The sequence below is a fragment of the Streptomyces sp. TLI_185 genome, from assembly GCF_003814765.1.
In the GTDB taxonomy this organism is placed as follows: domain Bacteria; phylum Actinomycetota; class Actinomycetes; order Streptomycetales; family Streptomycetaceae; genus Streptomyces.
Genome location: NZ_RKRB01000001.1, coordinates 2,328,041 through 2,340,894, shown reverse-complemented (window position 1 = coordinate 2,340,894; position 12,854 = coordinate 2,328,041). Strand labels below are relative to the sequence as shown.

Sequence of the window (12,854 nt, the reverse complement as noted above, 5' to 3'; positions counted from 1 at the left end):
CGCCCTGCTTTTAGGGGCGCGGGGCTGTATCGATATGCGGCTCCGCCGCGTGGGCGCGACAAGCCCCCGCCGGCCCGCAGACTCACTCACAAGCGACAGGCCCCAATTCCCTCAACGCACTGCGCAACATATGCACGTGATCGTCAACGGTCGCCAACCCCAACCCCATCGTGCTCAAACAAAGATGCGTCGCCCCAAGGTCACGCCAACCGGCAACAAACTCCGCCCACTTGCCCTCCGGCACCTCCGCAAGCTTGAGGCGAGCCTCGAACCCGATCCCGGCAGGATCACGTCCGGCCGCGGCGGCGTAGGACCGCACCCGCCGCACCATCGCCCGCGCCGTCTCGTCCGGAGGACGCTGCGGCAGCCAGCCTTCGCCGATTTCGCCCGCCCGCCGCAGCACGGCCTCCGCGTTTCCGCCGAACCACACAGGGATACGGCCGCGCACCGGCCGGGGCAGGATCCCGGCGTCCTCGACCCGGTGCCACCGCCCCTCGTAGGTGACCGTGGGCTCGGCCCACAGCGACCGCAGCAGCTCCACCTGCTCGGCGCTGCGGGCGCCGCGGTCGGTGAAGGTCGCGCCCAGGGCGTCGTACTCGACCCGGTTCCAGCCGATGCCGACACCCAGCCGCAGCCGGCCGCCGCTGAGCACGTCGACCTCGGCGGCCTGCTTGGCGACCAGGGCGGTCTGCCGCTGCGGCAGCACCAGGACCCCGGTGACGAGCTCCAGGGTGCGGGTGATCCCGGCCAGGTAGCCGAACAGGACGAAGACCTCGTGGAAGAGGTCTTCGCTGGTGTAGCCGTACCAGCCGGGGCGGCTGGCGGTGCCTGCGCCGAGTACGTGGTCGAAGGCGACCACGTGCCGGAAGCCCAGCTCCTCCACGGCCTCGGCCCAGGCGCGCACCGCGCCCGGGTCCGCGCCGATCTCCGTCTGCGGGAACACAGCTCCGATACGCATGACTAGCCGACCAGACCCCAGCCGTCGTCCTCTCCTGACCTGGTCCGCCGTGCCCTGGCGCTGTTCACCATCGGTGCCTCCTCGTGGGTCGATCCGTTCGTCCCACCGTCCCCACCCGGCCGGGCGCCCGGGCGGCGCCGCGCCGCAGGTTCCGGCACTCTGTCACACGACGGATGACACTGCGTCAAGTGAGCGGTCAGTTCGAAGGAACTGACGTAGTACCCAGGTCGAGCTCGCAGAGTGTGCCGGGCGGCCGCGGCGCCGGGACCTCGTCTCCGGCCCCGTCACTAGCGTCGGCCGGGACCGATCGTCACGCCCGCCCTCAACCCGGGCGCGCCCCCACGGAGTTGCCGATGACTTCCGCCGAAGACCGGATCGACGTGATCGAGACCTGCACCAGGATGCTGTGGCACGTCGACCTGCGCCAGTGGGAGGCACTGCCCGCCCTGCTCGCGGAGAAGGTGACCCTGGACTACACGAGCCTCTTCGGCGGGGAGCCGACGAGCAGCACCCCCGAGCGGATCATCGCCGACTGGCGGGCCGGCCTCGGCCATCTCCAGGCCACCCAGCACATGATCGGCAACCAGATCGCCGAGGTGTACGGGGACGAGGCGGTCCTCACCGCCCACTTCCAGGCCACCCACCTGCTGCCCAATGCCCAGGGCGGCCCGACCTGGACGCTCGGCGGCCGCTACCGCTTCGGCCTGACCCGCAGTGGGTCCGGCTGGCGCATCAGCGACGTGGTGATGACCGCGGTGTGGGCGGACGGCAACCAGCAGATCATGACCCCTCCGGACAGCCAGTAGGCCGCGAAACGGCCACAAGGAGACGACATGAGCGACCTCACCGAGCAGACCCGGGACGTTGCCAAGCGGTGGTTCGCCGCCCTGACGAGCGGCGACTTCGGCACCGCGCTCGGGCTCCTCGCCGACGACGTCGAATGGATCAACTACCGCCCCGTGCCCGGCTACAACGACGACATGAAGTGGATCGGCACCCTGCACGGCAGCGCCGAAGTGGCGGACAGCGTCGGGGTGTTCGCCGGTCAGTGCGACGTGATCTCCGAGGAACTGCTCGACCTCGTCGTCGAGGGCGAGAAGGCCGCCGGGGTCATCCACGAGATCTCCCGGGTCAAGGAGACCGGCATCGACTTCGAGATCATCTTCACCCACTGGCTGACCGTCCGCGACGGCCGGATCGTCCGCTGGGAGTCCCACACCGACCCCTCGCAGATCATCCGGGCCATCCGGGGCGGGGCGGTGACCTCATGAGCGCCGCTCTCATCGCGGCCGTGCGCGGCCGCGCCACCGAAGAGGTCCAGCGGCTGCTCGACGCGGGCGCCGACCCGGGCACGCGCGAGCACTCCTCCGGGCTCACCGTCCTGATGATCGCCGCGGGCCAGGCCGACCCGGCGACGACCGAGACGCTGATCGCCTCCGGCGCCGACGTCCACACCGCCGACACCAGGGCCGGCGCCACCGCCCTGCACAAGGCCTGCCAGGGCGGCAGCCTGGACGTCACCCGGCAGCTCGTCGAAGCCGGCGCCTTCGTGGACGCCGTGGCCCCCACCACCGGGCACACCCCGCTGATGGACGCCCTCTGGTACAAGTACCCGGACCTCGTGGAGTACCTCCTCGACCAGGGCGCGGGCCTCAAGCTCCACACCCACTACGGCTTCTCGCTCGAAGAGCACTTCGCCTACGAGCTGAACGTCAACACCTTCGGCAAGGACAAGCTGCTGCGCGCCGAGCAGCTCCTGAAGGAGCGCCGGGAGGCCGACGCGGGCGCCGTCGAGGCCCAGCCCCTGATGGCCGCCACCGCCGCCGGAGACACCGAGGCGGTACGCCGACTCCTCGCCGACGGCGCCGAGGTGGACGCCCGCGCCCCCATGCTCAACGGGTTCAACGACGCCCACACCCCGCTGCTCGTCGCCTCCCGCGACGGCCACGGCGAGATCGTCCGGCTGCTGCTGGGGGCGGGCGCCGACATCAACGCGGTCGAGCCCTGCTTCGGCGCCGTACCGCTGCACAAGGCCGTCTACAACGGCCACGCCGACATCACCGCCGACCTGGTCGCCCACCCGGGCATCGACCTCGACTTCCAGGGCGCCACCAACGGCTACACCCCGCTGCACGACGCCCTGTGGCACGGCTACGCCGACTGCGTGACCGTCCTGCTCGACGCCGGCGCCCGCACCGACCTGGTCGGCCACGACGGCAAGACCCCGCTCGACCTGGCCGTCGAGGTCTTCGGCGACGACGACCCGATCACCGGGCGGATCGCGGCACTCGCGGCGGCCTGACCCCGACTCCCTTAAGGATCACCCATGTTGTTCTACGTCCAGATGCGCTGGAACCACGAGGGACGGATCTCCCTGGACGAGCTCTGGGAGATCGAGCGCGAAGAGGCCGAACACGCCCAGGAGACCCTCGACTCCGGCTTCGCCGTCGGCCTGTGGAAGGTCGCCGCGCAGAAGCGGGTGATCGGCATCATCGAGTCCCCGAGCGCCGAGGAACTGGACCGGACCGCGCTCGGCCGGCTGCCGATGCGCGAGTACCTCGAGTTCGAGGAGGTCTGGCCGCTGCGGGACTACCTCGGCTTCGCCGAGGACGTGAAGAAGGCCTACAAGGTCTGACCGACCGTCCGACCGACTCCCCTGGAGACCGTCATGATCCACCAGCTGATCTTCGCCCACCCCAAACCCGGAATGTCCGAGCAGGAGTTCCAGGACTACTGGGTCGACGTGCACGCGGTGCAGTACGCGAGCAAGATCCCCCAGATCAGGAAGTACCTGATCGACACCCGCATTCCCTTCGGCCCGGAACCTGACGACCCGCTGTGGAGCGGCATCGCGGAGATCTGGCTGGAGAACGACGAGGACCAGCTCGCCTCCCTGCAGACCCCGGAGTTCCTGGAGGGTGCCCGGCTCGACGAGCCCAGGTGGGCCGCCTTCTGGCGCACCGTCGTCCTGGACACCGACGCACACGTCCTGCGGGCCGGCGACCACCCGGCGCCCGAGGACGGCGTGAAGATCGTCGCCCTGGTCAAGCGCACCGAGGGCACCACCGTGGAGCAGTTCCGCGAGCGGAGCCTCGGCGAGCACGCCGAGCTGATGCTCCAGGTGCCGGGCCTGCGCCGCTACCTCCAGTGCTTCACCCGGGACGGCGCCTACGCCATCGGCGAGGCCCTCCTCGACGCCGCCTACCTGCTCTCCTTCGACAGTCTCGAAGACCTGGAGAAGGCCGCGGCCTCCGAGGAGTACGCCAGGGCCAAGGACGACCTCGTCACCTTCGTACAGCCCCGCTATCTGCACCACATGGCGGTCAAGGAGCACTGGATCATCGGCTCGGAGGACAGCGCACGTGAACACGGCTGAGCACACGGACAAAAACCAGGGGCGCACTCAGCTCGCCCTCGCGACCCTCGCCCTGGGCGCGTTCGTCATCGGCACGGCGGAACTCGTCATCGTCGGCATCCTGAACCTCATCGCCAAGGACACCGGCGTCTCGGTCGGCACGGCCGGCCTGCTGGTCACTGCCTACGCCCTCGGCATCTGCATCGGCGGCCCCCTGCTCACGGCCGTGACCATCCGGCTCGGCCGCCATCTGCTGCTGTGGTCGGCGCTGTCCGTGTTCCTCGTCGGGAACCTGCTCGCCGCGGTCACGACCAGCTTCGGCGCGCTGATCGTGGCGCGCGTCATCACCGGCGCCATCCACGGACTGTTCATCGGCGTCGCCTCGGCGCTCGCCGCGCACCTGGTCCCGGCCGGGCAGCAGGGCCGGGCCGTGGCCATGGTGTTCGGCGGGATCGCCGTCTCCACCGTCATCGGCGTACCGCTCGGCACCCTGGTCGGCAACGCGATCGGCTGGCAGGCCACCTTCGTCGGCATCGTCGCCCTCGGCGCGCTGGCCCTGGTCGCCACGCTCGCCTTCGTCCCGAGGGTCGGCCTGACCGGGCCCACCGGGCTCGGCTCACAGGCCCGACACGCCTTCGCACCAAGGGTGCTGGCCCAGCTGGGAGTCGGACTGCTGCTGCTCGGCGGCCAGTTCGCCGCCTTCACCTACCTCGCCTCCTACCTGGAGGACGTCACCGGCATCTCCGGCGGCGCGGTCAGCGCCTTCCTGCTGATCTACGGCATCGCCAGTGCCGTCGGCGTGTTCGGCGGCGGCCGGTTCGCCGACCGCGGGGCGGCCACCACGCTGGTGGTGGCCAATATCGCCCTCGCGCTCATCCTCACCGCCCTGCACTACGTCGGCGACAACCCGGCGCTGACCGCCGTCGCGCTCGCCGTGTGGGGGCTCGTCGGCTTCGGCCTGGTGCCCTCCTTCCAGCTCCGGGTGATCACCCTGGCCGGACCCGGCGGCGACCTGGCGGCCACCCTCGGCGCCTCCGCCGTCAACGCGGGCATCGCCGGGGGAGCGGCCGCCGGCGGCTGGGCCGTGGAGGCCCACGGCGTCGACTCGGTGTTCGTACTCGCCCTGATCGTCATGGTCGTGGCGCTGCCCGCGACCTGGGCCGCGACGCGTCTGCGTCCGGCTGCCGACGCGCCCGTCCAGGCGGTGTCCCCGGTCGCCGACCCCGTCGCCGATCCCACCTGAGGACCCCGAGGACCCACCCATGCAGATCATCGCGAAGAACAGCCTGCCCACCGTGCAGATCAACGGAGAGGTGGCCGCCCACATCCTCAACGCGAGCGACCATCCCGGTCTCAGCGTCTCGGCGTTCATCGTCGACGTCGCGACCGACGCAGGGCCCCCGCGCCACACCCACCCCTACGAGGAGATCTTCGTGATCGTCGAGGGCACGGTACGGCTGGAGGCCGGCGGCGAGAGCGTCGACGCGACCCCGGACGACATCTGCGTCGTACCGGCCGGAATGCCGCACAAGTTCGCCAACCTCGGCCCCGGCCGGGCCCGCATGGTCAACATCCATGCCGCGAAGGACGTCGTCACCGAATTCGTCCCCGACGAGGCCGACACCAACGAGTCGTACGCGTACAACCGCCCGGGCGCGTGAGAGGACCCGCACATGAGGATCGGCATCCTGGGCAGCGGCGAGATCGGCGGCACCCTCGCCCGTCTGCTCACCGCCGCCGGACACGAGATCGCCGTCGCCAACCGGCGCGGGCCCGGCTCCCTCGCCGGGCTGGTCGCGGAAATCGGCGGGCGGGCGCGGGCGGCCACCGTGGAGGAGGCGATCGCCTTCGGCGACCCGCTCGTCGTGGTGGCCATTCCGTTCGGCGCCTACGAGACCCTGCCGGCCGACGCGCTCGCCGGGAAGGTCGTCGTCGACACCACCAACTACACGCCCGGCAGGGACGGCGCTTTCCCCGACCTGGAGTCGGACCGCACCACCTCCTCCGAGCTGATCGCCGCCCACCTTCCGGGCGCCCGCGTGGTCAAGGCGGTCAACACCCTCAACTACAAGTACCTGCTCGACCTCGCCCGGCCGGGCGCACCCCGCGAGGAGCGGACCGCGCTGTTCGTCGCGGGCGACGACCCCGAGGCCAACCGGCTCGTCACCGAACTCCTCGACGAACTCGGCTTCGCACCCCTGCCGACGGGCTCCCTCGCCGGGGGAGGACGCCGGCAGCAGCCCGGCACCCCCGTCTTCAACCGCCCCCTCGACGCACGTCTCGCCCAAGAGAGGTGGAGCACATGACCACTGTGGAGACCATCCGGTTCAAGCTGCGCGCGGAAGTCGACGACGCCGAGTTCCAGCAGCTCAACCGCACGATGGAGAAGGAGTACCTGGAGGCCCGCCCCGGCTTTCTCGCCCGCTCGACCGCCCGCGGCGCCGACGGCGAGTACCTGGTGACCGTCCACTGGGCGTCCCCCGAGGACGCCGAGGCCACCATCGCGGCCTTCTTCGCCGCCTCCGAGACACAGGACTTCCTCGCCGCCGTCGACCTGGAGACCGTACAGCCCGGCCGCTACGAGCTGATCGAGAGCTGATCCGCCTTCACCTCGGGCTTTCCTCCCCGGCCGGGCCGGCTCCAGGACTGTGAGGGATCCGGAGCCGGCCCGGCCCACCTGTCGACAAGAAGAGAAGTGGGAGCCATGGCACCCTCAACGACCACTCCCGCGTCGGCGGCCGCCGTACGCGCACTGCGCACCACCCTCACGGGGAACGTGCTCGCGCCGGGCGACCCGTCCTACGAGCCGGCGCGGCGTCTGTGGAACGGCGCGGTCGACGCACGGCCCGCGGTCATCGTCCGGCCCGCCGACGAGACCGACGTGACCTGGGCGGTCCGCATCGCCCGCACACACCGGCTGCCGCTGACCGTCCGCGGCGGCGGCCACGACTGGGCGGGCCGGGCGACCACGGACGACGGCCTGATGATCGACCTGTCCGCGATGCGCCGGGTCACCGTCGACCGGGCCGCCCGCACCGCCGTGGCGCAGGGCGGTGCGCGGGCCGGCGACCTCGTCGAGGCGACGCGGGCCCTCGGGCTCGCCCCCGTCACCGGCACCGTCAAGGCGGTCGGCTTCGCGGGCCTCACCCTCGGCGGCGGCTACGGGCTGCTCGCCGGCCGGTGCGGACTCGCCCTGGACAACCTGGTCGCCGCGCGGGTCGTGCTCGCCGACGGCCGCCCCATCGTCGCCAGTGCCGAGCAGAACCCCGACCTGTTCTGGGCGCTGCGCGGCGGAGGCGGCAACTTCGGCGTCGTCACCGAACTGCGCGTGCGCCTGCACCCCATCAGCACCGTCCTCGCCGGGATGATCCTCTACCCGCTCGCGCAGGCCGCCTCCGTCCTGCGCGGCTACCGCGAGATCATCGCCTCGGCCGCCGACGAACTGACCGTCATGACCGGCTTCTTCGGCGGACCCGACGGACAGCCCCTGATCTACGTCCTGCCGGTGTGGTGCGGCGACATCGCCCGGGGCCGCCCGGTCATCGACCGCTTCGCCGCCCTCGGCACCCCCCTGGCCGGACAGGTCTGCCCCCAGGAGTACGCGGGCGTCCTCGGGATGTTCGACCAGGTCGTCGTCGACGGCCGGCACAACGAGATGGGCACCCAGTGGCTGCCCGAACTCACAGACACGACCGCAGAGTTGATCGTCGAAGCGGCGGCCACCGCGACCTCGCCGTACTCCGGCCTGTACATCCACCACTTCCACGGTGCCGCCGCCCGCGTACCGGCCGCAGACACCGCCTTCGCACTGCGCCGGGACCATCTGCTGGTCGAGGTCGCCGCGGCCTGGGAGGGCGCCGAAGGTGCGGCGCCGCACCGGCGCTGGGCGCGCGAGGTGTCCACCGCGTTCGCCGAGCACGCGCTGCCCGGCGGCTACCCCAATCTGCTCGGCCCCAAGGAGAGCCGGCGCGCCACGGCCGCGTTCGGCCCGGGCGCCGCACGGCTGCTGAAGACCAAGGAACGCTACGACCCGGACCACGTCTTCAGCGCGGTGGCGGCGCTCGCACCGACTGACACGAACTCAGGAGCCTGATCACCATGACCGAAGTGGCGAGCACCGCCCGCACCGTGCGGGACGCGACCCTGGACGTCCTGCGCGCCTTAGGTCTGACCACCGTCTTCAGCAACCCCAGCCACACCGAGATGAAGCTGTTCGAGTACTGGCCCGAGGACGAGTTCCGCTTCGTCATGGGCCTGCAGGAGGCCGCCGTCGTCGGTATGGCGGACGGCTACGCCCAGGGCACTGGTGAACCCGCCCTCGTCCTCATCAACGGCGGACCGGGCCTCGGCAACGCCATGGGCAGCGTCTACACGGCGGCCGCGGCGAACACGCCGATGGTCATCCTCGGCGGACAGCAGGCCCGCAAGATGCTCCTCGGGGACCCCTTCCTCGTCGCCAAGGACGCCACCCAGCTGCCCAAGCCGTACATCAAGTGGGCCGGCGAGCCCGGGCGTCCGCAGGACGTGCCCGCGCTGATCGCCCAGGCCTACCAGATCGCCAAACAGGCCCCGCAGGGCCCGGTGTTCGTGGCCGTCCCCGAGGACGACTGGGTCCGCCCGGCCGATCCGGAGCCGGTGCGGATCGCCGAGGTGGAGAGCGCCGTCGTACCGGATCCGGCGGTCCTCGCCCGCATCGCCGAAGCGCTCAACGGCGCCGAACGGCCCGGTCTGGTGGCCGGCGGCCCGGTCGACGCGCAGGGCGCGCGCGGCGACCTGATCGCCTTGGCCGAGAAGCTGAACGCGCGCGTGTGGGGCGCCCCCGTGTGGAACCGCGGCGCGTTCCCGGAGAACCACCCCCTGTTCGCCGGGGTCCTGCCGCCCATCCCCGAGCTGGTCAACCAGCGGCTCGCCGAGCAGCACGACGTGGTCGTCGTCCTCGGCGGCCCGGCGTTCACGCTGTTCACGGCGTGGGACCTGTTCTCGACGGCACCCGCGGACCTGGACAGGACGCCTCGGCCTCAACTCACGCCTGACGTGCGGTTCCTGCACGTCACGGACAACCCGCAGGCGGCCGCGGCCACCCTCGCGAACACCAGCTTCGTGGCCCCGCCCGGCGCTGTCGTGAAGGGGCTGGTGCCGCTGGTGGAGCAGCGCGAGCGCGTCGAACTCGCCCCGGTGCGCGAGCCGGTGGCGATCCCCGAGCCCTCGACGCCGCTGACCCAGGCGTACCTCTTCCACGTCCTCTCCCAGGAACTCCCCGACGACGCCCAGCTGTTCGAGGAACTGCCCATCGCCCGCGCCGACTTCCACGAGCAGATACCGCTCGGCGCGGACAACGGCTACTTCGCCACGGCCAGCGGCGCCCTCGGCTTCCCCTTCGCCGGAGCCGTCGGCTACGCCCTCGCGCACCCCGAGAAGCGTGCCGTGGTCGTGGTCGGCGAGGGCTCGGCCCAGTACACCCTGCACGCCCTGTGGACGGCGGCCCAGCACCGGCTGCCGGTCACCTTCGTCATCCCCGACAACTCCGGCTATCTGTCCCTCAAGTACTACCTCCAGGACCAGAAGTCCTGGCAGAAGGGCTGGGACCTCAGCGGCGTCGACATGGCCCAGCTGGCCCGCGGCTTCGGCGTGCGCGGCGAACGCATCGAGACTCCGGAGAACCTCCGCGAGTCCCTGCGCAGCGCCCTGACGGCCGACGGCCCGGTCCTCCTCGACGTCGTGGTCGCCGACCCGGGACTGTTCCGCCTCTGACCCGCACACCGACATCCGACGCCCTCCGCCCAGCGCGGGGGGCGTCCTTCGTTGCGCAGTGGACAACAGCCCCGGCCAGGGCCCGATTTGCCGTAGTGCGGTCTGCCACTTGGGGATGTGCGGCACCCGGAGCCCTCCCTCCTGGTACCGGCCAAACTCCGAAAACTAGACATGAGTTCGGCAGTTCAAGCGTCCGAACCGAACGCCGACCCAGCCGACCGAGAGGAACCTCATGAGCAGGCGCATCCTCGTCGTCCTGTCCGAGTACGGCTACTGGGGCGAGGAACTCATCGGCCCCCTGGAGACCTTCGACAAGGCGGGCTACCACCTCACCTTCGCCACCCCGACCGGCAAGCGGCCCGTGGCGCTGCCCCCGAGCATGGACCCCGACTACGTCGACCCGCCGCTCGGCCGCTCCGTCACGACCCCGGAGATGGCGGCGAAGGTCAAGGCCGTCGAGGCCTCCGACCGCCTCGACAACCCCCTCGACCTGTCCTCCTGGCTGCCCGACCGGCCCTACCGTTCCAAGCCGTACTTCCTGCGCGACTGGGAGGCGTACAACAGCCGCGTGGAGAAGGTCCGCGAGCAGATCGCCGACCGCTACGACGCCCTCCTCATCGTGGGCGGCAGCGGCCCGATCGTCGACCTCGCCAACAACTGGCGCGTCCACGACCTGATCCTCGCCTTCCACCACCTGGACCGCCCGATCGCCGCCGAGTGCTACGGCGTGGCCTGCCTGGCCTTCGCCCGCGACCAGGAGGACCGGGAGAGCATCATCCGCGGCAAGCACGTCACCGGGCACTGCATCGAGTACGACTACCTCGACGGCACCGGGTTCGTCGGCACCGACTTCAACATGGGCCCGCCGCCGTACCCGCTGGAGTACATCCTGCGGGACGCGACCGCACCCGGCGGCGCCTACCACGGCAACTTCGGCAAGACGACCTCGGTGATCGTCGACTACCCGTTCATCACCGGGCGTTCGACGCCCGACTCCTATCTCACCGGCCAGAAGACGGTCGAGGTGCTCGACCAGGGCCTGCGCCAGTGGGGCTTCCGGGCCGCCGCCCAGTCGTAGCCACCGATCCCGACGAGAGGCGGTACCACCATGGACAGCAGGCCGGCCCGGGCGGCGTTCCTCGAACAGCTCGCCGTCGACGGGGTGCCGTACATGTTCGGCAATCCCGGCACGGTGGAGCAGGGCTTCCTGGACGAGCTGCGCCACTTCCCCGGCATCGAGTACGTGCTGACCCTGCAGGAGGCGGTGGCCGTCGGCATGGCGGACGGCTACGCCCGCGCCACCCGCCGCCCGGCCGTGGTCCAGCTGCACTCCGGGGTGGGCCTCGGCAACGGCATCGGCATGCTCTACCAGGCGAAGCGCGGCCACGCCCCGCTCGTCGTCCTGGTCGGCGAGGCCGGCCTGCGCTACGACGCCATGGAGGCGCAGATGGCCGCCGACCTGGTGGCCATGGCCGAGCCGGTGACCAAGTGGGCGACGCGGGTCGTCGACCCCGACTCCACGCTGAGGGTGCTGCGCCGCGCGTTCAAGGTGGCCGGCACCCCGCCGTACGGGCCGGTCCTCGTCGTGCTGCCCGCCGACGTGATGGACCGGCCCACCCGCGAGGAGGCGGTGCCGGTGTCCTACCCCGACACCGCCTCCGCACCAGACCCGCAGTCGCTGGCACGGGCGGCGGAGCTGCTCGCCGGGGCGCGCAAACCGATCGTGATCGCGGGCGACGGGATCCACTTCTCGGGCGCACAGGAGGAGTTGGGGCGACTGGCCTCGGTGTGGGGCGCGGAGGTGTGGGGCGCCGACTGGGCCGAGGTGAACCTGTCCGTCGAACACCCCGCCTACGCAGGCCAGTTGGGCCACATGTTCGGCGAGAGCAGCCGTCGTGTCACGGGTACGGCGGACGCCGTCCTGCTGTGCGGCACCTATGCGCTGCCCGAGGTCTTCCCGGCCCTGGAGGGCGTCTTCGGCGAGGGCGCGCCGGTGGTCCACATCGACCTGGACACCGACGCCATCGCCAAGAACTTCCCCGTCGACCTCGGCCTAGTCGCCGACCCGAAGCGGTCTCTCGCGCTGCTCGCCGAAGCGATCGAGGCCCGGATGAGCCGCGACGAGCGTACGGCCGCGCAGGACCGGCTGCGACGAGGTGCCGCCGAGCGGGCCGAGGCCCGGGCGGCCGCCGCCCGCGGCTCCCGTGAACGGGCCGACACGGCGGAACTCCCGCACATCGCCTTCGCCGAGGAGCTGGCGGCCCGGCTCCCGGACGACATCGTCCTGTTCGACGAGTCCCTCACCGCCTCACCGGACCTCTTCGGGCCCCTTCCGGCGGCCGAGCCCGGCCGCTGGCACCAGACCCGCGGCGGTTCCCTCGGCGTCGGCATCCCCGGCGCTCTGGGCGCCCAACTCGCCCGCCCCGACGCCACGGTGGTGGGCTTCACCGGCGACGGCGGCAGCATGTACACCTTCCAGGCCCTGTGGACGGCGGCCCGGCACGACATCGGCGCCAAGTTCGTCGTCTGCAACAACAGCAGCTACCGGCTGCTGGAGCTCAACATCGACCAGTACTGGAGGGAGCAGGGGATCCCGGTCCACGCACACCCGGGGATCTTCGACCTCTCCCGGCCGGCCATCGACTTCGTCGCCCTGTCGAGGTCCCTGGGCGTGCCCGCCCTGCGCGTGGAGAAACCGGGCCAGGTCGCGGCGGCCGTCGACGAGGCGCTGTCGCACCGCGGCCCGTTCCTGATCGACCTGGTCACCGAACGGGGGAGGGGACGGTAACG

General features: G+C 71.5%; 14 protein-coding genes. 13 read left to right on the top strand and 1 reads right to left on the bottom strand.

Annotated features, from left to right (window positions below):
- Positions 1–82: 82 nt before the first annotated feature.
- The gene (locus EDD92_RS10650) at positions 83–958 is read right to left on the bottom strand and encodes an LLM class F420-dependent oxidoreductase (protein WP_123964064.1); all 876 of its coding nucleotides are present in this window, start codon (positions 956–958) and stop codon (positions 83–85) included.
- 353 nt (positions 959–1,311) lie between these two features.
- Between EDD92_RS10650 and EDD92_RS10645 the strand changes: the two genes are divergently transcribed.
- The 13 genes from EDD92_RS10645 (at position 1,312) to EDD92_RS10590 (ending at position 12,852) form a co-directional block, all read left to right on the top strand.
- On the top strand, positions 1,312–1,764 hold the full coding sequence (locus EDD92_RS10645) for a nuclear transport factor 2 family protein (RefSeq protein WP_123964063.1): 453 nt from the start codon (positions 1,312–1,314) through the stop codon (positions 1,762–1,764).
- A gap of 27 nt (positions 1,765–1,791) precedes the next feature.
- Positions 1,792–2,229 carry a nuclear transport factor 2 family protein gene (locus EDD92_RS51030; RefSeq protein WP_260326467.1) on the top strand — a complete coding sequence of 146 codons (438 nt, stop codon included), beginning with the start codon at positions 1,792–1,794 and terminating at the stop codon, positions 2,227–2,229.
- Positions 2,226–3,260, top strand: a complete 1,035-nt coding sequence (locus EDD92_RS10640) for an ankyrin repeat domain-containing protein (protein WP_260326465.1) — start codon at positions 2,226–2,228, stop codon at positions 3,258–3,260. The genes EDD92_RS51030 and EDD92_RS10640 overlap by 4 nt, the downstream gene beginning before the upstream one ends.
- A 24-nt stretch (positions 3,261–3,284) precedes the next feature.
- Positions 3,285–3,593 (top strand): muconolactone Delta-isomerase, encoded by a 309-nt coding sequence (locus EDD92_RS10635; RefSeq protein WP_030947702.1) that lies wholly within the window; start codon positions 3,285–3,287, stop codon positions 3,591–3,593.
- Between the two features lie 33 nt (positions 3,594–3,626).
- Positions 3,627–4,334, top strand: coding sequence for an EthD family reductase (locus tag EDD92_RS10630; protein ID WP_123964061.1), 708 nt, complete (start codon positions 3,627–3,629; stop codon positions 4,332–4,334).
- Complete coding sequence (locus EDD92_RS10625) at positions 4,321–5,556, top strand: MFS transporter (protein WP_185123983.1); 1,236 nt, start codon at positions 4,321–4,323, stop codon at positions 5,554–5,556. Before EDD92_RS10630 ends, EDD92_RS10625 begins: the two co-directional genes overlap by 14 nt.
- Positions 5,557–5,575: 19 nt before the next feature.
- A complete protein-coding gene (locus EDD92_RS10620) occupies positions 5,576–5,974 on the top strand; it encodes a cupin domain-containing protein (protein WP_123964059.1) in 399 nt (132 codons plus the stop codon).
- Positions 5,975–5,986: 12 nt separating this feature from the next.
- On the top strand, positions 5,987–6,619 hold the full coding sequence (locus tag EDD92_RS10615) for an NADPH-dependent F420 reductase (RefSeq protein ID WP_123964058.1): 633 nt from the start codon (positions 5,987–5,989) through the stop codon (positions 6,617–6,619).
- A complete protein-coding gene (locus tag EDD92_RS10610) occupies positions 6,616–6,912 on the top strand; it encodes a hypothetical protein (RefSeq protein ID WP_123964057.1) in 297 nt (98 codons plus the stop codon). The genes EDD92_RS10615 and EDD92_RS10610 overlap by 4 nt, the downstream gene beginning before the upstream one ends.
- A gap of 105 nt (positions 6,913–7,017) precedes the next feature.
- A complete protein-coding gene (locus EDD92_RS10605; protein ID WP_123964056.1) occupies positions 7,018–8,406 on the top strand; it encodes an FAD-binding oxidoreductase in 1,389 nt (462 codons plus the stop codon).
- A gap of 5 nt (positions 8,407–8,411) precedes the next feature.
- A complete protein-coding gene (gene mdlC / locus EDD92_RS10600; protein WP_123964055.1) occupies positions 8,412–10,064 on the top strand; it encodes a benzoylformate decarboxylase in 1,653 nt (550 codons plus the stop codon).
- Between the two features lie 232 nt (positions 10,065–10,296).
- A complete protein-coding gene (locus EDD92_RS10595) occupies positions 10,297–11,142 on the top strand; it encodes a type 1 glutamine amidotransferase domain-containing protein (RefSeq protein ID WP_123964054.1) in 846 nt (281 codons plus the stop codon).
- Positions 11,143–11,172: 30 nt separating this feature from the next.
- A complete protein-coding gene (locus EDD92_RS10590) occupies positions 11,173–12,852 on the top strand; it encodes a thiamine pyrophosphate-binding protein (RefSeq protein WP_123964053.1) in 1,680 nt (559 codons plus the stop codon).
- The last annotated feature ends 2 nt before the right edge of the window (positions 12,853–12,854 follow it).